The organism is Cobetia sp. UIB-001, from assembly GCF_044789135.1.
Classification (GTDB): Bacteria; Pseudomonadota; Gammaproteobacteria; order Pseudomonadales; family Halomonadaceae; genus Cobetia; species Cobetia amphilecti.
In genome coordinates this window covers 3,817,773-3,843,599 of record NZ_CP058244.1, presented here as the reverse complement: position 1 = coordinate 3,843,599, position 25,827 = coordinate 3,817,773, and the positions used below count along the sequence as shown (strand labels likewise).

General features: G+C 61.7%; 15 protein-coding genes, 2 tRNA genes and 3 rRNA genes. 12 read left to right on the top strand and 8 right to left on the bottom strand.

Annotated elements, in window-relative coordinates; genetic code table 11:
- Positions 1-165: 165 nt before the first annotated feature.
- From HA399_RS15855 to rrf, 5 genes are all read left to right on the top strand, one after another.
- Positions 166-1,706, top strand: a 16S ribosomal RNA gene (locus tag HA399_RS15855).
- Between the two features lie 76 nt (positions 1,707-1,782).
- Positions 1,783-1,859, top strand: a tRNA-Ile gene (locus HA399_RS15850).
- A gap of 39 nt (positions 1,860-1,898) precedes the next feature.
- Positions 1,899-1,974 (top strand) — tRNA-Ala (locus HA399_RS15845).
- 232 nt (positions 1,975-2,206) lie between these two features.
- Positions 2,207-5,092 (top strand): 23S ribosomal RNA (locus tag HA399_RS15840).
- Positions 5,093-5,229: 137 nt separating this feature from the next.
- A 5S ribosomal RNA gene (rrf, locus tag HA399_RS15835) occupies positions 5,230-5,345 on the top strand.
- Together the 16S, 23S and 5S rRNA genes with 2 tRNA genes alongside form the textbook arrangement of a ribosomal RNA operon.
- Before the next feature lie 645 nt (positions 5,346-5,990).
- Here the strand turns inward: rrf and HA399_RS15830 are convergent.
- Complete coding sequence (locus tag HA399_RS15830; protein WP_404325479.1) at positions 5,991-8,837, bottom strand: heavy metal translocating P-type ATPase; 2,847 nt, start codon at positions 8,835-8,837, stop codon at positions 5,991-5,993.
- Positions 8,834-9,289 (bottom strand): MerR family DNA-binding protein, encoded by a 456-nt coding sequence (locus HA399_RS15825; RefSeq protein WP_043337156.1) that lies wholly within the window; start codon positions 9,287-9,289, stop codon positions 8,834-8,836. Before HA399_RS15825 ends, HA399_RS15830 begins: the two co-directional genes overlap by 4 nt.
- A 443-nt stretch (positions 9,290-9,732) precedes the next feature.
- On the opposite strand from HA399_RS15825, the gene HA399_RS15820 reads away from it, so the two are divergent.
- On the top strand, positions 9,733-10,986 hold the full coding sequence (locus tag HA399_RS15820; protein WP_404325476.1) for an OmpP1/FadL family transporter: 1,254 nt from the start codon (positions 9,733-9,735) through the stop codon (positions 10,984-10,986).
- Between the two features lie 189 nt (positions 10,987-11,175).
- Here HA399_RS15820 and HA399_RS15815 read toward each other — a convergent pair whose 3' ends face one another.
- The 6 genes from HA399_RS15815 to HA399_RS15790 form a co-directional block, all read right to left on the bottom strand.
- Positions 11,176-12,258: a porin gene (locus HA399_RS15815; protein WP_165874008.1), complete on the bottom strand. Its 1,083-nt coding sequence runs from the start codon at positions 12,256-12,258 to the stop codon at positions 11,176-11,178.
- Positions 12,259-12,611: 353 nt separating this feature from the next.
- Entirely contained in the window at positions 12,612-14,207 is a 1,596-nt protein-coding gene (locus HA399_RS15810) for an ABC transporter ATP-binding protein (RefSeq protein WP_404326996.1), read from the bottom strand.
- A 147-nt stretch (positions 14,208-14,354) separates the two neighbouring features.
- On the bottom strand, positions 14,355-15,278 hold the full coding sequence (locus HA399_RS15805; protein WP_107335886.1) for an ABC transporter permease: 924 nt from the start codon (positions 15,276-15,278) through the stop codon (positions 14,355-14,357).
- 14 nt (positions 15,279-15,292) lie between these two features.
- On the bottom strand, positions 15,293-16,219 hold the full coding sequence (gene oppB, locus HA399_RS15800; RefSeq protein ID WP_043337152.1) for an oligopeptide ABC transporter permease OppB: 927 nt from the start codon (positions 16,217-16,219) through the stop codon (positions 15,293-15,295).
- A gap of 59 nt (positions 16,220-16,278) precedes the next feature.
- Positions 16,279-17,916, bottom strand: coding sequence for a peptide ABC transporter substrate-binding protein (locus HA399_RS15795; protein ID WP_404325475.1), 1,638 nt, complete (start codon positions 17,914-17,916; stop codon positions 16,279-16,281).
- 150 nt (positions 17,917-18,066) lie between these two features.
- A complete protein-coding gene (locus tag HA399_RS15790) occupies positions 18,067-19,692 on the bottom strand; it encodes a peptide ABC transporter substrate-binding protein (protein ID WP_404325473.1) in 1,626 nt (541 codons plus the stop codon).
- A gap of 419 nt (positions 19,693-20,111) precedes the next feature.
- Here HA399_RS15790 and prfB point away from each other — a divergent pair.
- From prfB to HA399_RS15760, 6 genes are all read left to right on the top strand, one after another.
- Positions 20,112-21,210 (top strand): peptide chain release factor 2 gene (gene prfB / locus HA399_RS15785; RefSeq protein ID WP_107335890.1). Its coding sequence is split into 2 segments (ribosomal slippage): positions 20,112-20,186 and positions 20,188-21,210, totalling 1,098 coding nucleotides; the frame shifts between segments, so codons are not numbered across the junction.
- A 164-nt stretch (positions 21,211-21,374) separates the two neighbouring features.
- The gene (gene lysS / locus HA399_RS15780; protein ID WP_404325471.1) at positions 21,375-22,913 is read left to right on the top strand and encodes a lysine--tRNA ligase; all 1,539 of its coding nucleotides are present in this window, start codon (positions 21,375-21,377) and stop codon (positions 22,911-22,913) included.
- A 331-nt stretch (positions 22,914-23,244) separates the two neighbouring features.
- Positions 23,245-23,628, top strand: a complete 384-nt coding sequence (locus tag HA399_RS15775; protein WP_043336300.1) for a hypothetical protein — start codon at positions 23,245-23,247, stop codon at positions 23,626-23,628.
- 237 nt (positions 23,629-23,865) lie between these two features.
- Complete coding sequence (locus HA399_RS15770) at positions 23,866-24,177, top strand: BolA family protein (RefSeq protein ID WP_404325469.1); 312 nt, start codon at positions 23,866-23,868, stop codon at positions 24,175-24,177.
- A 2-nt stretch (positions 24,178-24,179) separates the two neighbouring features.
- A complete protein-coding gene (locus HA399_RS15765; protein ID WP_404325467.1) occupies positions 24,180-25,151 on the top strand; it encodes a hypothetical protein in 972 nt (323 codons plus the stop codon).
- Positions 25,148-25,681 carry a GNAT family N-acetyltransferase gene (locus HA399_RS15760; RefSeq protein WP_404325466.1) on the top strand — a complete coding sequence of 178 codons (534 nt, stop codon included), beginning with the start codon at positions 25,148-25,150 and terminating at the stop codon, positions 25,679-25,681. The genes HA399_RS15765 and HA399_RS15760 overlap by 4 nt, the downstream gene beginning before the upstream one ends.
- Positions 25,682-25,827 lie beyond the last annotated feature (146 nt).

Genomic DNA, 25,827 nt, shown 5'->3' with positions numbered 1-25,827 from the left:
TATGCCTCCTCGCTTAACAGCGACGCTCTTTAAAAATTTGATCAGGTAATTCGTGTGAGCGCTTGCCGATGAGTGGTGACAAGGTCACCAAATATCGGAGCAAGCCTCTCACGAGAAGTTTGACTCTGAACCAAGTTTGGTCTGCTTAACAGACTATCAAGCTTTCAACTGAAGAGTTTGATCATGGCTCAGATTGAACGCTGGCGGCAGGCTTAACACATGCAAGTCGAGCGGAAACGATCCTAGCTTGCTAGGAGGCGTCGAGCGGCGGACGGGTGAGTAATGCATGGGAATCTGCCCGATAGTGGGGGACAACCTGGGGAAACTCAGGCTAATACCGCATACGTCCTACGGGAGAAAGCAGGGGATCTTCGGACCTTGCGCTATCGGATGAGCCCATGTCGGATTAGCTTGTTGGTGAGGTAATGGCTCACCAAGGCGACGATCCGTAGCTGGTCTGAGAGGATGATCAGCCACACTGGGACTGAGACACGGCCCAGACTCCTACGGGAGGCAGCAGTGGGGAATATTGGACAATGGGCGAAAGCCTGATCCAGCCATGCCGCGTGTGTGAAGAAGGCCTTCGGGTTGTAAAGCACTTTCAGCGAGGAAGAACGCCTTGGGACTAATACTCCCGAGGAAAGACATCACTCGCAGAAGAAGCACCGGCTAACTCCGTGCCAGCAGCCGCGGTAATACGGAGGGTGCAAGCGTTAATCGGAATTACTGGGCGTAAAGCGCGCGTAGGTGGCTAAGTCAGCCAGGTGTGAAAGCCCCGGGCTCAACCTGGGAACGGCATCTGGAACTGCTTGGCTAGAGTGCAGGAGAGGAAGGTAGAATTCCCGGTGTAGCGGTGAAATGCGTAGAGATCGGGAGGAATACCAGTGGCGAAGGCGGCCTTCTGGACTGACACTGACACTGAGGTGCGAAAGCGTGGGTAGCAAACAGGATTAGATACCCTGGTAGTCCACGCCGTAAACGATGTCAACTAGCCGTTGGGTCCCTTGAGGACTTAGTGGCGCAGCTAACGCAATAAGTTGACCGCCTGGGGAGTACGGCCGCAAGGTTAAAACTCAAATGAATTGACGGGGGCCCGCACAAGCGGTGGAGCATGTGGTTTAATTCGATGCAACGCGAAGAACCTTACCTACCCTTGACATCCAGAGGACTTTCCAGAGATGGATTGGTGCCTTCGGGAACTCTGAGACAGGTGCTGCATGGCTGTCGTCAGCTCGTGTTGTGAAATGTTGGGTTAAGTCCCGTAACGAGCGCAACCCCTATCCTTATTTGCCAGCGAGTAATGTCGGGAACTCTAAGGAGACTGCCGGTGACAAACCGGAGGAAGGTGGGGACGACGTCAAGTCATCATGGCCCTTACGGGTAGGGCTACACACGTGCTACAATGGCAAGTACAAAGGGTTGCAATACTGCGAAGTGGAGCCAATCCCATAAAGCTTGCCTCAGTCCGGATTGGAGTCTGCAACTCGACTCCATGAAGTCGGAATCGCTAGTAATCGTGGATCAGAATGCCACGGTGAATACGTTCCCGGGCCTTGTACACACCGCCCGTCACACCATGGGAGTGGACTGCACCAGAAGTGGTTAGCCTAACCTTCGGGAGGGCGATCACCACGGTGTGGTTCATGACTGGGGTGAAGTCGTAACAAGGTAGCCCTAGGGGAACCTGGGGCTGGATCACCTCCTTATCGACACTGTCTACTGCTCGCGGCAAGTGCTCACAACGAATTACCTGATCAAGTTAGTTTATCGAGTAGTAGTGTCGGGTCTGTAGCTCAGTTGGTTAGAGCGCACCCCTGATAAGGGTGAGGTCGGCAGTTCAAATCTGCCCAGACCCACCAAAAGCTTCGTGCTTTTGTCGACACGGTTTTGCCGACTTTGGGGCCATAGCTCAGCTGGGAGAGCGCCTGCCTTGCACGCAGGAGGTCAGCGGTTCGATCCCGCTTGGCTCCACCATGAAAGTCCGGTTCAGCTTCTACTACCTGATAACGCTGCACAGTCCACAGTGACAAGCATATCGCCTTCCTCGTGAAGGTTGTGTGACTTCTCACTGTTCTCTGAACAGCCGCTCTTTAACAATGTGAATCATGCTGACGATAGATGTGTGCGCCAAGCGCATGTCTATCAAACGATATGTCGGAGAGGTCCGACAGATTCGTAATCCTTGACAGACCCCTTGGGGTTATATGGTCAAGCGATTAAGCGCATACGGTGGATGCCTTGGCAGCCAGAGGCGATGAAGGACGTGATAGCCTGCGATAAGCGTTGGCGAGGTGGCAAATACCCTGCGACCCAACGATTTCCGAATGGGGAAACCCACTCACCATCAGGTGAGTATCTATAGGCCAATACATAACCTATAGAGGCAAACCCGGGGAACTGAAACATCTAAGTACCCGGAGGAAAAGAAATCAACCGAGATTCCCCAAGTAGCGGCGAGCGAACGGGGACCAGCCCTTAAGCGTGACAACTGACAGACGAACAAGCTGGGAAGCTTGACGATACAGGGTGATAGTCCCGTAGTCGAAGTCTGAGTCACGTGAAATCGAGTAGGTCGGGGCACGAGAAACCTTGACTGAACATGGGGGGACCATCCTCCAAGGCTAAATACTCCTGGCTGACCGATAGTGAACCAGTACCGTGAGGGAAAGGCGAAAAGAACCCCGGCGAGGGGAGTGAAATAGATCCTGAAACCGTATGCGTACAAGCAGTGGGAGCACCTTCGTGGTGTGACCGCGTACCTTTTGTATAATGGGTCAGCGACTTATATTCTGTGGCGAGCTTAACCGTATAGGGGAGGCGTAGGGAAACCGAGTCTTAACTGGGCGACCAGTCGCAGGGTATAGACCCGAAACCGGGCGATCTATCCATGGCCAGGGTGAAGATTGAGTAACATCAATTGGAGGCCCGAACCCAAGTATGTTGAAAAATGCTGGGATGAGCTGTGGATCGGAGTGAAAGGCTAATCAAGCCCGGAGATAGCTGGTTCTCCTCGAAAGCTATTTAGGTAGCGCCTCACGTATCACCGCTGGGGGTAGAGCACTGTTTCGGCTAGGGGGTCATCCCGACTTACCAACCCGAGGCAAACTCCGAATACCAGTGAGTGCAGCGTGGGAGACACACAGCGGGTGCTAACGTCCGTTGTGAAAAGGGAAACAACCCAGACCGTCAGCTAAGGTCCCAAAATCCTGATTAAGTGGGAAACGATGTGGGAAGGCTCAGACAGCTAGGAGGTTGGCTTAGAAGCAGCCATCCTTTAAAGAAAGCGTAATAGCTCACTAGTCGAGTCGGCCTGCGCGGAAGATATAACGGGGCTAAATCAGGTACCGAAGCTACGGGTTCATCCTCTGGATGAGCGGTAGAGGAGCGTCGTGTAAGCCAATGAAGGTGGATTGAGAAGTCTGCTGGAGGTATCACGAGTGCGAATGCTGACATGAGTAACGATAAGGGGAGTGAAAAACTCCCCCGCCGGAAGACCAAGGTTTTCTGTTCTACGTTAATCGGAGCAGAGTGAGTCGGCCCCTAAGGCGAGGCGGAAACGCGTAGTCGATGGGAAACGGGTTAATATTCCCGTACCGGATGTGGTTGCGATGGGGGGACGAAGAAGGCTAGGTGAGCCAGGCGTTGGTTGTCCTGGTGAAAGCATGTAGGCCGAGGAATCAGGCAAATCCGGTTCCTCTGAGGTCGAGATGCGAGACGAACTGACCACGGTCAGGAAGTCATCGATGCCACGCTTCCAGGAAAAGCCTCTAAGCTTCAGATCACATGCGACCGTACCCCAAACCGACACAGGTGGTCAGGTAGAGAATACCAAGGCGCTTGAGAGAACTCGGGTGAAGGAACTAGGCAAAATGGCACCGTAACTTCGGGAGAAGGTGCACCGGTTCGAGTGAAGGACTTGCTCCGTAAGCTCTTACCGGTCGAAGATACCAGGTGGCTGCAACTGTTTATTAAAAACACAGCACTCTGCAAACGCGCAAGCGGACGTATAGGGTGTGACGCCTGCCCGGTGCCGGAAGGTTAATTGATGGGGTTAGCTCACGCGAAGCTCTTGATCGAAGCCCCGGTAAACGGCGGCCGTAACTATAACGGTCCTAAGGTAGCGAAATTCCTTGTCGGGTAAGTTCCGACCTGCACGAATGGCGTAATGATGGCCACGCTGTCTCCACCCGAGACTCAGTGAAATTGAAATCGCAGTGAAGATGCTGTGTACCCGCGGCTAGACGGAAAGACCCCGTGAACCTTTACTATAGCTTTACACTGGATGCTGATGTTGTCTGTGTAGGATAGCTGGGAGGCTTTGAAACCACGTCGCCAGATGCGGTGGAGCCAACCTTGAAATACCAGCCTGACATCATTGGCGTTCTAACTCAGGTCCGTTATCCGGATCGAGGACAGTGTATGGTGGGTAGTTTGACTGGGGCGGTCTCCTCCTAAAGAGTAACGGAGGAGCACGAAGGTACCCTCAGCACGGTTGGAAATCGTGCATTGAGTGCAAGAGCATAAGGGTGCTTGACTGCGAGACAGACACGTCGAGCAGGTACGAAAGTAGGTTCTAGTGATCCGGTGGTTCTGTATGGAAGGGCCATCGCTCAACGGATAAAAGGTACTCCGGGGATAACAGGCTGATACCGCCCAAGAGTTCACATCGACGGCGGTGTTTGGCACCTCGATGTCGGCTCATCACATCCTGGGGCTGAAGTCGGTCCCAAGGGTATGGCTGTTCGCCATTTAAAGTGGTACGCGAGCTGGGTTTAGAACGTCGTGAGACAGTTCGGTCCCTATCTGCCGTGGGCGTCGGAAGTTTGAGAAGAGCTGCTCCTAGTACGAGAGGACCGGAGTGGACGAACCTCTGGTGTTCGGGTTGTCATGCCAATGGCATTGCCCGGTAGCTACGTTCGGACGGGATAACCGCTGAAAGCATCTAAGCGGGAAGCCCCCTTCAAGATGAGACTTCCCTGAGGCCTTGCGCCTCCTGAAGGGCCCTTGAAGACTACAAGGTTGATAGGCTGGGTGTGGAAGCACAGCAATGTGTTGAGCTAACCAGTACTAATTGCCCGTGAGGCTTGACCATATAACACCCAAGGGGTTTGCTTAGGCAAACCGCCGGGATTACGACAGGATCGAGACATATCGGTCAGCATGATTCATATTGCGAGTCACGAGGCCACAAGCCTTGAGACTCAGGCATCGCTAGATGCCACCGTTTCGCCTGACGACCATAGCGAGCGTGAACCACCCGATCCCATGCCGAACTCGGAAGTGAAACCGCTTAGCGCCGATGGTAGTGTGGAGTTTCTCCATGTGAGAGTAGGTCATCGTCAGGCACTTATACCGAACCGCCCCTGCAGCCTTGCTGCAGGGGCGGTTCTCTTTGTGCGCAGGAAAAATCATAGGCGTGAAGGTCATGCGTGGGATAAGCCATGTGTGACATGTGTGGAAAGGCACGCATAGAGACGTCAGCAGATCCGCTGTGCAGAAAGAAGCTCAAAGGAAGCGCCCCTGTCACTGATGTGGCAGGGGCGTTTTTGCATTCTCGGCGCCTTGGTCGAGCGGGGTAAAGAAGTGATGCTCGGGGTAAAGAAGAGCAAAGCGGCTGTGGAAAACTCAAGATTCGGCAGTGCAGGAGCTATCCACACGACCTCGCGGCAGCTGCTTTCCCTCCCGTGTGCTGTTGGGTGACACGGGTCTCGGAGCCACCGGACGGCATGCCATGAGCGCTATCGTTGCGAGTCTTGCGAGAGCTATCTGGAGCCCTTTTGGTCAGGACACAGTCACGAAAAAGCCCTGCCACACAGGATGTGACAGGGCTTTGAAATGATGATCTTGCGCGATTGTCTTGTGCAATCATCTTGCTCGATTTCAGCGACTATAGAGCAAGGCCTGGAGTGCGTTTCATGACTTGGCGAGCCAGAACCACCAGACAATGGCGGCGATCAGACCGAGCCCTAGCAGATTGATGGCCATGCAGATCATGCTGACGCTCCTTGTGAGGTGGTGGCGGTATTCTCGGGGTTACTCGTTGCGGATCCAGCTGCACTCGGGGGCGTATATCGACGCAGACGATTGGCATTGGTCACGACGGTGACCGAGGACAAGGACATGGCCAGCCCCGCGATTACCGGCGACATCAACATGCCCGTGAAGGGGTAGAGGATGCCCGCGGCAATCGGGATGCCGATCAGGTTGTAGCCAAAGGCTCCCACCAGGTTCTGCTTGATGTTGCGCAGGGTGGCCTGGCTGATCGCGATCGCATCCGCGACCCCGCCCAGCGACGGCTGCATCAACGTGATACCGGCGGTCTCGATGGCGACATCGGTACCTTCGCCCATCGCGAAGCCGACATCGGCCAGCGCCAGCGCCGGCGCATCATTGATGCCATCGCCGACCATGCCCACTACATGACCCTCCTGCTGCAGCCGCGCGATCTCATCGTGCTTGTCATCCGGTGAGACGCCGGCACGGTAATCATCGATACCGGTCTCGCGCGCCACGGCCGCTGCCGTGTGAGGGTTGTCACCGGTCAGCATGATCACCTTGAGGCCGATGGCATGCAGGCGAGCGATGGCATCGCGGCTATCGTCACGCAGCGGGTCGGCCAGGCCGAAGACGGCGAGCAATTCATCGTCGCGAGCCATCAGTATCAGGGTGCGCGCATTGTCTTCCAGCGCCGTGATCTGCTCGCTGAGAGGAGCCAGGCTGATACCTGCCTCTTCCAGCATGGCAGCGTTGCCCATGCGCCAGGTGCACCCTGCATCGTCCTGAGCCTGAATGCCGCGTCCGCTGATGGTCTGGTAGTCATGGAAGGCCTTGCTGCGCGAGGCATCGGGGCGTCTGGCTTCGATATGTGCCAGCAGTGCCGCGGCCAGCGGGTGCTCTGAGCCCCGCTCCAGTGCATATGCTGCATCCAGCACGGCTTCCTCGTCTTCCCCTTCGAGGAGCGAGACCTCGGTGACTTCCGGCTTGCCGCGCGTCAGGGTGCCGGTCTTGTCGACCACCAGTGCGGTCAAGCGACTGGCGGTCTGCAGTGCCTCACCGCTGCGTACCAACACGCCATGTTCCGCCGCCTTGCCGACCCCGATCATGGTCGAGATCGGCGTCGCCAGACCCAGCGCACATGGGCAGGCGATGACGAGTACCGCCGTCGCGACCACCAGCATATGCACGCCGGTCGGCGCAGGCCCGAAGTTGAACCACACCAGCGCCGCGACGATGGCGATGATCATCACGCTGGGCACGAACACGCCGGAGATGGTGTCAGCCAGCCGGCCGATCGGCGGGCGCGAATTCTGTGCCTGACGCACCTGGCTGATGATGCGCCCCAGGCGAGTCTCGCTACCGACGCGCTCGACCTCGAAGACCAGACTGCCACGCGTATTGAGCGTACCGGCGGCTACCTCGTCGCCGATACCGCGTGACACGGGCAGTGGCTCACCGCTGAGCATCGATTCATCGATATGGCTCTGGCCCTCGATGACCCGGCCATCCACCGGGATGCGCTCGCCGGGGCGAATGCGCACCTGGTCCCCGCTGCGGACCTCGTTGATATCGATCTCGCGCTCTTCACCGTCGCGGATCACGCGAGCCGTGCGAGTCTGCAGATCCAGCAGCGCGCGCAGCGCCTGCTGAGTACGGCCCCGGGCGCGGACTTCCAGCGCCTGCCCCAGGCTGATCAAGCCGATGATCATGGTCGAGGCTTCAAAGTAGAGCCCGCGCGCCGCCGGGGGCACGCTGTCGGGAAACAGCAGCACGCCCATGGAGTAAAGCCATGCCGCCCCGGTACCGAGCGCCACCAACGTATCCATGTTGGCCTGATGGTGCGTGAAGGCCTTCCAGGCGCTGGTGAAGAAGCTGCGTCCTGCCGTGGCGAGCACGCCCAGCACGGCGACGCCGATCGCCAGCCACACCCCGCGTTCGAGCCCCTCGAAGCCGGGATGATGGAAGAACATGCTGATCATCAGGGGGATGCCGATGCCCAGTGACAGCACGCTGTCACGGACACGAGAGCGATATTCCTGATCGGCGTCCTCTTGCTGTTGCTGCTCACCGGCCTGGGCGTCTTCCACCAGGCTTGCCCCGTAGCCGACGCCTTCGATGGCAGAGACGATCTCGTCGGGAGCGAGGCGGCTCGTGACCTGGGCGGTGCGCGAGGCGAAGTTGACCTGCGCCTGCTCCACTCCATCCAGGCCATCCAATGCCTTCTGGATCGTCGCCACGCAGCTGGCGCAGGTGACGCCGGACAGTGAGAACTCGGCGCTTGCGCTATCGGCTGGCTGGCTCGCAGTCGCTGCCTTGTTTGCAGTACCTGACGCGTTCGCAGCGACTGACTTGCTCGCAACGGCCGGCGTATCAGCAGCCGGCGCGGCTTGAGCTTCATCCGCCTCGGCGGGGGCCTCAAGTGAATAGTCCGTCTCGAGGATGATTCTCTCGAGCAGCCCGCGCGGCAGACAGGTGTCCACGTCGAGAGTGTCTTCTTTCGGCGTGCCACTGACTTGCGCGGTGTCATCCCAGTGCTGGATGGCCTCGCGCAATCTGGCGACGCACTTCTGGCAGTGCATGCCGTACACCGACAGATCGTGATGGGCGCGTTCCGGCAGGGCTTCCTCCTTGAGGGGGTAGCCGCAGTCGTCCGCGACTTCCTGCAGTGCCGTGGATGACAGCTGGCTGTGCATCAGCAACAGCTCTGCGTCAGGCGCGCCGAGCAACTCGGCCTGCGGGTCCTGCGCCTGCAAGGCACGACGAATCCTGCTGACACAGCCCTGACAATGGATGCCTGGCGCCTGCAGAAGGCGTGTCTCGGGAAGTGATGTGGTCATCATGATTGCCCCCCGTCGCGGCGTTTGGAAGTGGAAGCGGTGTCGGGCATGTCCTGCGGAAAGCCTTCGATCAGACAGCACACGCTGTTGCCGTCCGGCACGCCATCCGGCAGGTCCTGCCAGCAATCCAGCGCATGCTCCATGCGCTCTGCGAGGGCTTCCAGCTCACGAATGCGCTCGCGCACTCTCGGCAGGTGCTGTCGCAGCAGGTCACGCACCAGCGGGCACGGCGAGTCGTGCTGGTCCGCCTGCTCGAGAATCTGTTTGATGTCGGCAAGGCTGAAGCCCAGCTGGCGTGCCTGACTGATGAATTTGAGGCGTACCAGCGCCTGCTCATCGAAGCGCTGGTAGTTGTTGACGGGATCACGTCGGGCCGTGATCAGCCCCTGGCGCGTGTAATGGCGAACGGTTTCGGCGGTGACGCCCCCCGCGCGGGCCAGTTCAGCGACTTTCATTGCATCATCTCCTGGTGATCAAGAGTGGTGGAGAGAGCATTCGGCTGCCCTGAAGGTCTGTCGGCAGCCAATGTTCCGTGACTGACCCTCAGTGTAAGACTTATGTGTTGCACATAGGTCAAGCGAGCCGATACATACGAAAAAGCTGATGTTCGACCAATAGGCTAGAGGGGGGAGCAGAGGAGGTTGTCGTGTTTTAAACGCTGGCGACAAGGCACTAAATCGTCGTCAGGTCATGGGCTTAGCAGCACGCGACAGTGCAGACATGAATGAAAGTTCCCTGAATACTAGAAATCTCCCTATTCAAACAAACGTTCGCCCTTGACTTGAACGCACGACTCGCCCAAAACGTAGGTGACAGAGCTATGCATCAACGAATGATAACAACAACATGCGGCTCTCCAGCCACCTGCAATGGGACGCCATCCATAATGAAAAACAAGATGAACAAACTCACCCTCGGGGTCGCTCTGGCAACGGTAGCCACGGCTTATGCCGGTGGCGTTCACGCGGGGGCCTTCCAGCTGAACGAGCAGAGTGTCAGTACCCAGGGCACCTCCTTCGCCGGGCGCGCCTCGAATGCCAATGATGCCTCCACCGTGTTCGGCAACCCGGCCGGCATGTCCTTCCTGGATCGTGCCCAGATCACCGGCGGTGTGACCTATCTGGACGTCAATACCGATATTGATGTCGCCAGCGCGAATGATGCACTCGGTCGGCCAGTCTCTGGCGGAGATGACGGTGACATGGTGCCGGGGGCGGCAGTGCCTTCCTTCTATTACGTGCAGCCGATGAATGACCGGGTAGCACTGGGCTTCGGGGTCTACGCGCCCTTTGGTGTGATCACCGATTATGGTTCTGATTTCCGCGGCCGCTATTTCGCCAATTACAGCGAAGTCGAGGTGGTGACCGCCCAGCCGACCATCTCCTATCGCATCAATGACAAGTGGGCCATCGGCGCCGGTGTGACCTACAACAGCGTCAAGGGTGAGCTGACGTCGAATACTCTCGATGCTGGCACAGGCGATGGCAAGGTCAAGATCAAGGGCGACGATGCCGCCTGGGGCTACAACGTCGGGGTCATCTTCCAGCCGGTGGAAAGTACCCGTCTCGGTCTGTCCTATCGCTCCAAGGTGGATTACAGCCTGGAAGGCGAGGCCAAGTACAACAATGTCTTCACTGGCACGGGCTTCGCGAATACCGAGCAGGATGCGTCGCTGGACGTGACCCTGCCGGAAAGCATCGACTTCTCCGTGACGCACAAGCTGGATGATCGCTGGACGCTGATGGCGGGCGTGACCTGGGTGCACTGGAGCCGCTTCGACGAGATCGCGGTGGAAGTCGACAACATGAGCGACATCGTCGAGGAGCAGGGCTACGAGGACAGCTGGCAGTACGCGGTGGGTCTGAGCTATCAGCTCAATCCGCAGTGGGTGCTGCGCACCGGCATGGCCTTCGATGACAGCCCGACCGTGGACGAGCATCGCAGCGCGCGTATCCCGTCCGGGGATCGCACCATCTTCTCGCTGGGGGCCGGCTGGACGCCGATGCCGGAGCTGACCATCGACATGGCCTACACCTACCTGTGGGAAGAGACGGCCACCGTCAGCCTGAGCGAGCCCAACCGTGGCACCTATGAAGCCGATTACGAGAATGAAGCGCATGGCTTCGGTCTCGGCGCGACCTATCGCTTCTGAGTACGTAAGCGCCCTGAAACGCTGAGCTGATCTCGGGACAACCGATACAACCGATACAGCCGATACAAAAAACGCCCGGTCATATGACCGGGCGTTTTCTTGTCGTCCCTGCCGGGTTCATCAGGCAAGGGCGGAACTATCGCCTCAGCGCGAGCATTGGCGAACCGTCACCAGCGTTTGACATGACGATCAGAAGTCATAACGCGCCAGGAACATCAGCTGGTCGCGGTCGGCGCTGTACTCGCTGCCGTCTGACTGGCGGCTGTTGTCGAAGCGATACTCGGTGGCCAGCGTCAGGTCCTTGACCCGCCAGGCCGCGCCCAGAATCTGATAGGCGTAGCGTGCTTCGCTGTCGGCGTCTTCCAGGTGGTTCAAGCCACCGTAGAGCTCGACACTGTCATCGCCCCAGATGACTTCCTTGAACTTGTAGTTGACCACGAATTCCGCGCCGCGCGCCTTGTCGACGAAATCTTCCGAGGAGTCCAGGGTGCTGCCGGCGATATGGTTGCGATATTCCCCGCCGACGAGGGCGATGTACCAGTTGCCCGGTGACCAGTGACCGCCGAGCAGCCAGGCATCGATATCGCCGTTCTCGCTGTTGCCGCTCTCGTAGTCGCTCAGCTCCGTATGGTGGAAGACCCCGCCCACCGTGAAGTCCTCGTTCGGGTGCCAGTTGAGCGCGGCTTCATAGCTGTAGTCACGCTCATACCCCGAATACTCGGTCTCGGTGGTGAAGACGCCATCCTCGAAGAGTGAGGTCTCGTTGCTGTGCTGGCCATCATGGCCGAGCTGGTAGAGCAGGCCGACAGTGACGTCGTCGAAGCCCTTCTTCCAGTAGAGCGAGTTGTCCGGTCGCCCCGTGCCATGCAGGCCGCCGTCACCGCTGCGGCCTTCAAAGGTGCCGGACGCCTCGCCACCATTGATCCAGAACCAGTCGGTGTTGACGGCCACCATGTCGTACCAGGGGCCATACTGCTTGCCGACCGTGAAGCTGCCCCATTTCTCGTGGGCCGCTCCGGCGTAGAGCATGCGCTTGTAGTGAGCATCGGTGCCGTCCTTGAACCAGGGATCGAAGCCCCATTCGGCGCGGATGATGGAGCTCCAGCCCTGCTCGAACTGATGCTCGTGGATCAGGCGCACCCGCGAGCCGCCGTTGTAGATCTCGTCGTGTGCGCCATCCTGTATCACCGCAAACGCCGCCAGGCGGCCACTGAACTCGACGCGGTCGGTATCCGTCTTGTAGACCTCGATGGCCTGGGCCATGGGGCTCATGCTCAGCAGTCCCGTACCGAGCAGGGCTGCGCCAATCGCGTGACGCAGTCGTGAGTGAGTGTGAAGGGGGATGCTGGCTGTTGTTGTAGGTTGCATCGTCATCCTGTGCATGTCTTTCCATCGGTGTGGGTAATGCCGGAGCGTCCTGCTCCGGCCTCGGTCGGGTGCAAGCACCCGGTTGGCAGCCAATGCCGATCCGCGTGAGCGGCCCGGCTGCCCTTGCCCGGGGCGAGGCCGGGCGCTCATCGCCACCCTTCAGACAGGCAGTGATGAGGCCATGCGCCTTTTCTCAGGCAAAGCGGGGTCTTGATGGGCGCCGCAGCGCCCATCAGGCATGTCGTCTTTTCAGGGTGTCAGTGGTGCGTCTGGCCCAGGTCCGGGGCGAAGGCAGCCTGCATCAATTCACGCGTATAACGCTCACGGGGTGCCTCGAAGATGGCGTGGGTACTGCCGCTTTCCACCACCTCGCCTTCCTTCATCACGATGAGGTGATCTGACAGCGCACGGACTACCGCCAGGTCATGGCTGATGAACAGATAGGTCAGGCCGTGGCGCGCCTGCAGGTCGCGCAGCAGGTCGATCACCGTGACCTGTACCGAGCGGTCCAGCGCCGAGGTCGGCTCGTCCAGCAGCAGGAATTCCGGCTTGAGCACCAGGGCGCGCGCGATGGCGATGCGCTGGCGCTGACCGCCGGAGAATTCATGCGGATAGCGATTGCGCATGCCGGGGTCGAGGCTGACCTCGCTCAGGCCGTCGCAGACCCGCGCATCGCGCTGGGCGCGATTGAGCTCGGGGTGATGCACGCGCAGGCCTTCGCTGATGATCTCGCCCACGGTCAGACGCGGTGACAGGGAGCCGAAGGGGTCCTGGAAGACGACCTGCATGCGCGAGCGCAAGGGGCGCATGCCCGACTTGTCCAGCGGCATGATATCGACACCATCGAAGCTGATCTGGCCCTGGCTCTTGAGCAGGCGCAGCAGGGCGCGCCCCAGCGTCGACTTGCCGGAGCCGGACTCGCCGACGATGCCGATGGTCTGGCCGCGTCGCACCTCGAGATCGATGCCGCGCACCGCCTCGAAGGCCACCTTGGGCCCGAACAGCGGACGCTTGATGGTGAAGCTGACACGCACATCGTGCGCCGACAGCAGCACCGGCGCATCCGCGGCCACCGGTGCCTTCTCGCCGGCCGGTTCGGCATCGATCAGCATGCGGGTGTAGTCATGCTGCGGGCTCTCGAAGACGTCGTGGGTGGCGCCGGTTTCCAGCAGCTCGCCGTGACGCATCACGCAGACGCGGTCCGCGAAGTGGCGCACGATGCTCAGGTCATGGGTGATGAACAGGATCGCCATGCCGTAGCGCTGCTGCAGCGACTTGAGCAGCCGCAGGATCTGCGCCTGCACCGTGACATCCAGCGCGGTGGTCGGCTCATCGGCGATCAGCAGGTCCGGCTCGCAGGCCAGCGCGATGGCGATCATCACGCGCTGACGCTGGCCACCGGACAGCTCGTGGGGATAGCTGTCGATACGTCGCGCCGGCTCCGGGATGCCGACCTGCTCGAGCAGTTCCAGCGCCTTGTGGCGAGCCGCGCGGCCCTTGAGATCACGATGCAGTGCCAGTACCTCTATGATCTGGCGCCCGATGCGGTGCAGCGGATTGAGCGAGGTCATCGGCTCCTGGAAGACGGTGGCGATGCGATTGCCGCGCAGCTCGCGCATGCGCCGCGTCGAGGCACTCAGCAGGTCTTCGCCGCGCAGGCGGATGGCGCCCTTGATCTCGGCGAGTTCCGGCAGCAGGCGCAGGATGGCGGTGGACGTGACCGACTTGCCGGAGCCGGACTCGCCGACCAGCGCCAGCGTCTCGCCCTTGTTGAGAGTGAAGCTGACGCCCTTGACGGCGGGTACCGCGCCATCCGGCAGCTGGAAGTCGACCTTGAGGTCATCGATCTCCATCAGCGGCGGCGTGCCAGGCGCCTCGGCCGCCAGTCCCAGGCGAGTCAGGGTGTCGGCGCGGGCCTGGTCGGCGGCGTTGCGTGCTGGCGGCAGGCTGGAGGAGGTGCCGGAGGTAGAGGGTGAAGAAGTCATGATCAGCGCTCCGGTTCAGCGAGTCTTGGGGTCGAGGGCGTCACGCAGCCCATCGCCGAGGAAGTTGAGGCAGAACAGGGTCGCGGCGAGGAAGGCCGAGGGCACCAGCAGCATCCAGGGGGCGGTCTCCATCATGTCCTTGCCTTCGGAGATCAACACGCCCCATGAGGTCAGCGGTTCCTGCACGCCGAGGCCGAGGAACGACAGGAAGCTTTCCAGCAGGATGACCTTGGGCACCGTCAGCGTGACGTAGACGATCACCGGCCCCAGCGCATTGGGGATCAGGTGGCGGGTGACCACCTGCAGGTCGCGCACCCCCAGCGCATGGGCGGCCTCGACGAATTCACGCTTCTTGAGCGCCAGCACCTGGCCGCGCACGATGCGCGACATGTCCAGCCACTCCACCGCGCCGATGGCAGCGTAGATCAGGAAGATATTGCGACCGAAAACCACCATCAGCAGGATCACCAGGAACATGAACGGCAGCGAATACATGATGTCGACGAAGCGCATCATCAGGTTGTCGGTGCGTCCGCCGAAGTAGCCGGAGACGGCACCGTAGAGCACGCCGATCACCAGGCTGACGAAGGTGGCGACCAGCGCCACCGACAGCGAGATCTGGCCGCCATGCAGGGTGCGGGTCAGCAGGTCGCGGCCGTTGACGTCGGTGCCGAAGACGTGGCCGGAGGCCAGGTCCGGGCCGGTGCCGATGGCATTCCAGTCGACTTCATCGAGTTCGAAGGGCGTCAGCCACGGGCCGATCAGGCAGGCCAGCACGATGACGGCCATCACCACCAGGCTGCACATGGCAGCGCGGTTCTGCTTGAGACGACGCCAGGCGTCGCGGGTCAGGCTGTCGCCTGCCGGCGCGGCAGGAGGCTGGCCGTCGAAGGCACTGGCACCGCCGGTGCCGTGGGGAGCGGGAGTTGTCTGTGACATGTCAGGGCCTCGGGTCAGTCGTCGTAGCGGATCTGCGGGTCGAGCATGCTGTAGAGCAGATCGACGATCAGGTTGAGCAGCAGGATCAAGGCGCCATAGAAGACCACCGTGCCCATCACCAGGGTGTAGTCACGATTGAGCGCACCCTGCACGAAATAGCGCCCGATGCCGGGGATGCCGAAGATCTGCTCGATCACCACCGAGCCGGTGATGATGCCGGCGATGGCCGGGCCGAGGTAGGAGACCACCGGCAGCATCGCCGGTCGCAATGCATGGCGCAGAATCACCTTCCACTCGCTCAGCCCCTTGGCGCGGGCGGTGCGGATGTAGTGACTGCCGAGCACCTCGATCATGCTGGCGCGCATCATGCGGGCGATGTAGGCGATCTGCTGGATGGAGAGCGCCACCACCGGCAGCAGCAGGTTCTGCCAGGCGCCGCCGTTCCAGCCGCCGGCCGGCAACCAGCCGAGCAGCACGCCGAACACCAGCGCCAGCAGGGGGGCGATCACGAAGTTGGGCACCGCGATCCCCGCCAGCGCAGTACTCATCACCACGTAATCCGCCGTCGAGTTGCGCCGGATGGCCGCGATCACCCCCAGCGGCACCCCGATCAGCAGCGCGGCCAGAATCGCCCACATGCCCAGCTCCAGACTGGCCGGGAAGCCCTGGCTGATCAGCTCGCTGACATCGAAGTCCTTGTACTTGAAGGACGGGCCGAGATCGCCCTGCACCAGATCGCCCAGATAGCGCAGATACTGCATCGGCAATGGCTCATCCAGGTGATAGGCCGCGCGCAGGTTCTGCTCGATTTCCGGGGGCAGGCGGCGTTCGCCATCGAAGGGGCCGCCCGGGGCGACCCGCATCAGGAAGAACGACAGGGTGATCACGATCAGCAGGGTGGGAATCGCCTGCAGCAACCGTTTGAGGGTGTAGCTCAGCATCCAGTGCTCCGTCCGGGCCGCTGCCCGGGTGTGTCGTTGTTATTGGTGACTGTCGTCTGTCAGTGCGAGGTATCGAGCTGCAGGTAGCGACTCGGGTGCACGTCCAGCGCATTGGGCGCCCAGCCGCTGATGGCGGGGTCGACAAGGCTGGAGGTGACATAGTCGTAGAGCGGCAGCACCACATCGTTGTCGAGCAGATACTGCTCGGCATCGTGGAGCTGGCGCTGGCGGGTGCCGACGTCTCCTTCACGCGCCGCCGCCTCGATGAGCGCATCGTAGGTCGGCGAGCTGAGCCCGGGCGCGTTGGAGGTGTTGTCGCTGCTGAAGGCGTTCAGGAAGTCGTAGGCATCGGCGATGGTCGCGATCATGCCGTAACGGCCGACCTCGAAATCGCCCAGCGCCAGATCGCGGTAATGCACCGCGGCCTCGGTATTGGTCAGCGTCACCTTCACGCCCAGCGGTTTCCACATCGCGCCCAGGGCCACGGCGATCTTCTTGTGGTCTTCCAGGGTGTTGTAGTGCAGGGTCAGCTCAAGCGGGGTATCCGGGCCGTAGCCCGCGTCTGCCATCAGCTCACGCGCCTTCGCCATGCGCCTGTCCATCGACCAGTCAGCGAAATCGAAGCGCGCGCCCTGATGCTCACCCAATGCCTTCGGCACGAAGTGCCAGGAGGGAATCTGGCCCATGCCGAGAATGCGCTCGGTGATCACCTCACGGCGCGTGGCCAGATTCAGCGCGCGACGGATGCGCTGGTCGGCCACCGGCGAGCCCTCGCGCAGATTGAAGACATAGAAGTACTCGCCGAGGATCGGGTAGGTCTGCAGGGCAGCGGCCAGATTGTCCTGGATCCAGGTGTAATGGCTGGCGGGCACGCCGTAGGCGATCTCGACCTCGCCGGCGCGGAAGCGATTGAGCGCGGCATGACTCTCCTCGATGGGCAGGTAGACCACCTCATCGAGCGCGACCGTGTCCGCCGCGTGATAGCGCGGATTGGGCGTCAGGCGAATCTCGGCCTGGGGCGACCAGGTCTTGAGCACGAAGGCACCCGAGGTGGCCATGTTGGCCGGCCGCGTCCAGTCAGCGCCCTTGGCCGCGATCACATGCCGTGGCAGCGGGGCGGCTTCGCTCATCGCCAGCGTCTGCTCCAGCGTCGCCGAAGGGTGGCTGAGAGTGATGGTGAGCGTCTGCGCGTCGGGCGCGGTCACGCCGAGTTGATCCGGCGCCAGCGCACCGGTATTCACCGCGCGGGCATTGACGATCGGGTAGTAGAGCGTGGCGTTGTGGGCCGCGGTGGCGGGTGTCAGCAGGCGGCGCAGCGCGAAGACCGCATCCTGGGCGGTCAGCGGCGTGCCGTCTGACCATTCGAGCCCTTCGCGCAGATGAAAGGTCCAGCTCAGCCCATCGGCGGACGACTCCCAGCGCTCTGCCAGCCCGGGAATCAGCTCGCCGTCGGCGGAGTAGGCAATCAGCGGCTCGAACAGATCACGCGTGATGCGTGTCTCCCATGTGCCGTTGGTCTGTTGCGGGTCCAGCGAGCCGGGCTCGGCGCCATTGGCGATACGCAGGATCTGCTCGCTCTGGCTGGTGGATGCTGCTGCCATGACGCTGCCGGAAGCGCCGAGGGAGAGGGAAAGAACGGACAGCAGCAGGCCTGCGCTGAGGCTTGCCGCGCATTGCATCGGTGAGGTGGGGGACATGCATGAACTCCTTGTCACGCCCGTGGGGCGCGACGTCATCTTCTGGTGCCATCCTTGGCAGATGCCACGCTCCTGCCCTGACGGACACGAGCGTGGACCCATGACGATCTAGAGAGCGGCGAGCCAGCTCAGAGGCTCACAGGGCTCGCCTCACTCGGAGAACGAGACCCAGCGCGAGCGGTGGGTATCCTCGATGTTGTTCTTCCAGCCGCTGAGCTTGGGGTTCACCAGATTGCGCGACACGTAGTAGTAGATCGGCAGCACGGCGTAGTCATCCAGCGCCTTGCGCTCGGCGTCCTGCATCAATGCCTCGCGATCCTCCATGTCGAGCGTATTGGCAGCCTCTTGCATGTCGTCATCCAGCGCACTGTTGGAATAGGCGCCGTAGTTGTTGGGCACGCCGCTTTCCAGCAGGTTGAGGAAGTTCTGGGCGTCGTTGTAGTCGCCGATCCAGCCGGCGCGGCCGACATCGAACTTGCCCTGGCGCATGTCCTCGTAGTGCACCGCGACCTCGGCGTTCAGCAGATTGACCTTCACGCCCAGTGGCTTCCACATCGCGGCGGCGGCGATGGCCACCTTCTTGTGGTCTTCGCTGGTGTTGTAGCGCAGGGTCAGCTCCAGCGGGTTGTCCGGGCCATAGCCGGCGTCTTCCATCAGGGACCTGGCCTTCTGCATGCGCTCATCCATCGACATGTCCTTGAAGGCCATCTCCTGGATGTCGTAATGGTTCACGCCGGTGGGCACGAAGCTGTAGGCCGGCACTTCGCCGGTGCCGAGAATCTTGTCGGTGATGATGTTGCGGCGGATGGAGAGGTTGAGCGCCTCACGCACGCGTGGGTCTGCCGTGGCATGGCCATCGCGCGAGTTGAGCACGTAGTAGTAGATGCCCAGGTAGGGCGCGACGTGGGTGGCGTCCGGCAGGTTGTCCTTCAGCCAGCCGTATTGCTGGGTCGGGAATTCGCGCGCGATGTCGATCTCGCCAGCGCGGAAGCGCTTCAGGGCGCTGTTGCGCTCCTCGATGGGGTAGTAGATCACCTCATCCAGCGCGACCTCACTGGCATCGTGGAACTCAGGATTCTTGAGCGCGACGATGCGGGTCTGCGGCTGCCACTCGCTCAGCTCGAAGGCACCGTTGGAGACCATCTTGCCGGGGTCGGTCCAGTCCTTGCCGTACTTCTCCACCACATGTCTCGGCAGCGGGTAAGCGGTGTAGTGCGACAGCTGATCCAGGAAGTAGGGCGTCGGGCGCTCGAGGGTGATCTCGAGGGTATGATCATCCACGGCACGCACGCCGAGGGTGTCCGGCTCGGCCTCGCCGCTGTTGATGGCCTTGGCATTCTTGATCGGATACAGGATGTAGGCGTAATCCGAGGCGTTTTCCGGCGTCATGATGCGCTTGAGCGCGTACACGAAGTCTTCGGCGGTCACCGGTTCACCGTCTGACCACTTGCCGTTCTCGCGCAGCGTGAAGGTGTAGGTCTTGCCATCGTCGGAAATCTGCCACGACTCGGCCGCGCCGGGGATGCGCTCGCCATCGGCGGCTTCGGTGACCAGCCCCTCGAAGAGGTCGCCCACCACGTCATTTTCCCAGGTGCCGGAGATCTGCTGCGGGTCCAGCGAGGCCGGTTCGCCCATGATCGCCAGCTTGAGCGTGTCGGCCATGATGCCCTGGGAGGCAACGATGCCCCCGGCCAGCAGCAGAGAACCTGCCAGGCGTTTGAGTGCGAAGCGTCCGGGGAGCACCGGGGTGTGAGAGGGGGAGTGTAGTCGTGCCATGATAGGGAAGCTCGCTATTGTTGTTAGGGGTAATACGAGTGTCGCCTTCTACCATCGAATCTTTTCCTGCCCGCTGTCCATGTTAAAAAATGGATGGCTTATGCATGCATTCGATAAACGTCATGCAAGGCGTGGAAACTCGGGCCATTCGGGGCTGACGGGCCTTTGAATGACTTTGGTCGTATTCGTCGCCTGCCCGCTGATGGGTGGCATGCCTGACAGCCGAGAGCCGCCGCTTGCCCGCTGGCCACGGATGATGGGCCGGGCATGGTCGCCACGCCGGGAAATGGCTACAATATCGGGCTTTGCGCGCTGTCGATCTGCACATGCACCCTCGGGTGGCATGTGGCGGAGCCCGTCGCTTGCGACAGGATCGCCGCGCACCCATTCACGCATCATCGCCTCAAGACAGGACGACCATGCAAGAGATCAATCCGATCACCAACCTCATCAAGGACCTGTCCGAAAGGGCAGAAGTCCTGAGGGGGTACCTTTGACTATGCCGAAAAGCAGGATCGGCTAGAGGAAGTCACTCGCGAGCTCGAGAATCCGGACGTCTGGAATGACCCGGACTACGCGCAGAAGCTCGGCAAGGAACGTGCGTCGCTGGAGCTGGTCGTCAAGACCCTCGACGACATGAGCAACGGTCTGTCCGACTGCTCCGACCTGCTGGAAATGGCGGTCGAGGAAGAGGACGAAGGCACCGTGGACGAAGTCGTCCGCGAGCTGGACCAGCTCAAGGCCAGTCTCGAGAAGCTCGAGTTCCGCCGCATGTTCTCGGGTGAGATGGACGCCAACAACGCCTACCTCGACATCCAGGCAGGCTCCGGCGGTACCGAAGCGCAGGATTGGGGCAACATGTTGCTGCGCATGTACCTGCGCTGGGCCGAGCATCACGGTTTCAAGACCGAGATCGTCGAGGCGAGCGCCGGTGAAGTCGCCGGCATCAAGTCCGCGACCATCCACGTCGAGGGTGATTACGCCTTCGGTTGGCTGCGCACCGAGCTTGGCGTGCACCGTCTGGTCCGCAAGAGTCCCTTCGACTCCGGCGGCCGTCGTCACACCTCGTTCGCGTCCGTGTTCGTGTCGCCGGAAATCGATGACAACATCGAGATCGACATCAATCCGGCCGACCTGCGCACCGATACCTACCGCTCCTCCGGCGCCGGTGGTCAGCACGTCAACACCACCGACTCCGCGGTACGTATCACCCACGTGCCGACAGGCATCGTGGCGGCCTGCCAGACCGAGCGTAGCCAGCACTCCAACCGTGACCGCGCCATGAAGATGCTGAAGGCGCGTATCTACGAAGCCGAGATGCAGAAGCGCAACGCCGCCAAGCAGGAACTCGAGGACTCCAAGTCCGATATCGGCTGGGGCAGCCAGATCCGCTCCTACGTCCTCGATGACCAGCGCATCAAGGACCTGCGGACCAGCGTCCAGTCGAGCAACTGTGACAAGGTGCTCGACGGCGACCTCGATGACTTCATCGTCGCCAGCCTCAAGATGGGGCTCTGAGCGCGAGCACCCTCGCAGCCCAGCGCCTATTCGCCTCCGCCGGTCTCGCCGGCGGAGGCCACGAATCCCCGTATCGCGGTCAGCCCTGATGGTCACAATCGTCAGGCTGATCATGATCTGTCGTGGCCCAGGCCATGACCCTTTGACACGAGACAGGCCCCTCCATGTCGACAGAGCAGACCCCCGCCATTGATGAGCAGCAGGCCGCCGAACAGGCTCAGGAAGAGAACCGCCTGATCGCCGAACGTCGCGCCAAGCTGAACGCCCGCCGCGAGCAGGCCGCCGCCGAAGGCAAGAGTGCCTTCCCGAATGATTTCCGTCGCGACAGCCTCGCCGCTGACCTGATGGAAGAGCTGGGCGAGAAGGACAAGGCCGAGCTGGAGACGCTGGACCGCAAGGCCGCCGTCGCCGGACGTATCATGCGCAAACGTGGCCCCTTCATCGTGCTGCAGGAAGTCTCCGGCCAGATTCAGCTCTACGTCGACAAGAAGGGCCTGCCGGAAGCGCTGCTCGAGGACATCAAGAGCTGGGATATCGGTGACATCGTCGGTGCCAGTGGTCCGGTGCACAAATCCGGCAAGGGCGATCTGTACGTCATGATCGAAAGCGCCCAGCTGATGACCAAGAACCTGCGTCCGCTGCCGGACAAGTTCCACGGTCTGTCCGATCAGGAAATCCGCTATCGCCAGCGTTATGTCGACCTGATCATGAACGAGCAGTCTCGCCGCACCTTCGCGCTGCGTGCCGGCATCGTCGCCTCCATCCGTCGCTTCCTCAGCGATCGCGGCTTCATGGAAGTCGAGACGCCGATGCTGCAGCAGATTCCGGGTGGCGCGACCGCGCGTCCGTTCATCACGCACCACAATGCGCTGGACATGGAAATGTACCTGCGCATCGCGCCGGAGCTGTACCTCAAGCGTCTGGTGGTGGGTGGCTTCGAGCGCGTGTTCGAGATCAACCGCAACTTCCGCAACGAAGGGCTGTCGACGCGTCACAACCCCGAGTTCACCATGCTCGAGTTCTACTGGGCCTACGCGGACTACCGTGACCTGATCGCGCTCACCGAAGACATGATCCGGACTGCCGCGCAGGAAGTGCTCGGCACCACGCAGATCACCTGTCAGGGCAGTGAGTACGACCTGAGCCAGCCGTTCATCCAGATGACCATGCGCGAGTCGATCATCAAGTACGGCGACGGCATCACCGAAGCCGACCTGGCCGATTACGACGCCGCGCGCGCCACGGCCGAGCGTCTCGGTATCCAGGTCAAGCCGATCTGGGGTCTGGGCAAGCTCGAGACCGAGATCTTCGAGGAAGTCGCCGAGCACCGTCTCGACCAGCCGACCTTCATCACCGAATATCCGGCCGAAGTCAGCCCGCTGGCGCGTCGCAACGATGCCAACCCGCACGTGACCGATCGCTTCGAGTTCTTCGTCGGTGGCCGCGAGATCGCCAATGGCTTCTCGGAGCTCAACGACGCCGAAGATCAGGCCGAACGCTTCCAGGCCCAGGTGGCCGAGAAGGACGCCGGTGATGACGAAGCCATGTTCTACGACGCCGACTACGTGCGCGCACTGGAATACGGCATGCCGCCGACCGCCGGTGAAGGCATCGGCATCGACCGTCTGGTGATGCTGCTGACCGACAGCGCCTCCATCCGCGACGTGCTGCTGTTCCCGGCGATGCGTCCGCAGCAGGGCTGAACAGTCGGCCGCCAGCCCGTCACGATGAGGGCACTCACAACGCCTCCGATCCCTGATCGGGGGCGTTGTGGTCTCTGCCTCACACGAATGACTGACGACGAGTGCCTCGCGGGGCATGATCGGTGCCGATGAGGCGAGGTGGCGCTTGGCTTTGTTGCCCGCGAGCGGCCATAATGGTCGGCGTCCAGTCTGCTGGCGCCCTGGCACTGCCAGGGTGACGCGCTGGACGCCTCGAGGCTCACCCGCATCGCGTGCCTGCTTTATGAGCGGCGCTGCCATCCACGGTGTGTCCTGTCTCGGAATTGTCCCTGAATGTCCTGGAGAGTGCAGAATGAAGCTGCTTAACCGTTCCGCCCTGAGCGTCAAGCCGACCCAGGCGTTTGTCGACTGGATCAACTCGCTGGAATCCGAAGGCGAGGGAGGCGAGGATCTGGCGCTGGAGGATGTCAATCAGGAGAGCACCGTCTACCTGATTCCCGAGATGGACACGCGTGAGGCGCTGGACGGCTTCGTCTCCGAGCGCTGGCTGGACGTGCTGGAAAGCGAGCTGCGCGCCTGGGAAGAAGACACCCGCCATTGGCCGGAGCCGATGGACAAGGCACTCTTCGAGCGCTTCCTGACCGTCGAGCACAGCTATCTGGCGGTCGACCTGGACGACGAGGCACCGCTGGAAGTCAGCGAAGTCGATGACGAGCTGCTGGCCGATCTGGACTGAATCTCCGGTGTGATCGCGCCGATTGGCCGATTGTCAGACGCGTGATGGCCGCCGTCGCCGCACTTTCCGCAAGCGCTGTCAGCCAGCGCCGTCAGCAATGACTGTCAGTGATGGCGACAGACGCTACAATGGCCTCGGGCAAAATGCCCGAGGCCATTTGCGTTGTGGCGATCGCATCGTCACCCTCAATTTTCCGCATGTCCGTCGTGCGGCTTCCCCCCTTCAAGGAGATTGCGCATGAGCATCCAGACCCAGATAGACACCAAGCTCGCGACGCTTGACCCGTTGATGGTCGAAGTCGTCAACGAGAGCCATATGCATAGCGTGCCGGCCAACTCCGAGACCCACTTCAAGGTCACCCTGGTCAGCGATCGCTTCAGCGGCCTGTCGCGGGTCAAGCGTCACCAACAGCTGTATGCCTTGCTCAGCGAAGCGCTGGATGGCCCGGTGCACGCACTGGCACTGCACCTGTACACCGCGCAGGAGTGGGCGGCACGCGGTGGCGAGATTCCGGATTCCCCCAACTGTCTGGGCGGCGGCAAGCACTGACCATGACCCCTGAACCGCAACGCCTGCAATATCTGGACGCGATGGGACTGACCGCCTGGGTCGGTCGTTATCAGCTGCCCAATGCCTTGCCCACCCAGGCGTGTGACTGGCCCGAGCCGCAAGCGGCGGAGGCGGTCGCGCCCCAGGCGCGCCTGCACGCGCTGATCGATGAGGCGCCGCGCCCGCCTGCTGCCCACCAGACGGCGGATGCCAGCCATGGCTCCTCCGCTCAGGCTGGCGGCATGGCCGGCAGCGCGACGCCACGCCCGGCAGGGCCTTCTCCGGCCTCGAGTGCACGCGCCTTGCTGGGCATGGCGCCGGCGGCGGTCGAAGCCCCCGCTGCGGCTGCCTCACCGGCGCCCGGCGCTGCCGAGACCAGCAGCACCGCCTCGTGGGGGACGCCGCCGACTCAGGTCTCGGCCGAGGCACCGGCAGCAGATGAGGCAGTGACGCCGCCAGCGGCAGACAAGCCGCCACTGCGCTTCAGCATTCAGCTGGCGGCGCTGGAAGGGCGCTGGTTGATCATGCTGCCCGGTGACGAGGCTCCGCATCTGGAAGGGGAAGCCTTGCTCAAGGCGTTGTGGCGCGCCGCCGGCATCGAGGCGGCATCAGGGCTCACCTTCAGCCACTTCCGCTGGCCGCTGTTGCCCAACCTCAAGGCCAGTGCGCCACTCGAGGAAGCCCGCGAAGGGTTGCATGCCTTCCTGAGCGGCCCAGCGCGTCGTGGTTGGCAGCCGGAGAGGCTGTTGATCTTCGGCAGCGATGAGGCCAGCGAGACGCTGCGCGAGGTGCTTGGCATCACCGTTTCCGAGCGCGGCGAGGCGACCTCCAGTCTGCTGAACCTGCCGGTCTGGCAGGGGCCGGCACTGCCGGCGCTGGCGCGCTCCAGTGAGGCCAAGCGCAAACTGTGGCCGCTGTTGATTCGCTGGGGACGCGAGTGGCAGTCGGCATCGCCGCAGACGGGCGCCTCATGAGCGAGTCAGTTTCCCGGCGCCTCGAGCTGCGTGAGCTGGCCGATGATCAAGCGACCCTGCTGGCGCTTGAGGCCATCGAGGCCAGCCAGGCACATGGCCTGAGCCAGTCACAGCTGATCGATGTGCTCAACGATGACGCGCGCTGCGTGCTGGGCGCCTGGTGGCAGGCCTGCGAGTCGTCGGGCTGTGAATCGTTGGACGGTGAGACGTCGATCGAGGAGCTGATCGGCTTCGTGGTGCTGGCGCACGGGCCCTTCGAGGCCGAGATCGAGGCGATCACCGTACACGCCGCGCAGCGCGGGCAGGGCGTAGGTGCACGCCTTTTGGCCGCCGCCATCGCGCAGGCGCGTGACTGGCAACGTGACTCGGGGCTTGAGCGTCTGCTGCTGGAGGTGCGCGCCAGCAATGCCGCCGCCGCAGCTCTCTATGCGAAAGCCGGTTTCACCCGGGATGGAGTGCGCAAGGGCTACTACCCGCTGGTGGATGGCGGGCGAGAAGATGCCTGGCTCATGTCGCTGCCGCTGGTGTGATCCTGGCCCTTCTGTCTTGGGCTCCGGCTATTTCCCTTGTGCTGGTACCGACACGAAAACGCCGCCGACAGTCTCCTGTTGGCGGCGTTTTCATGAGGCCCTGCTCATGAACTCTTGTTCAAGCGCTCCTGTTCAAGAGCCATTGT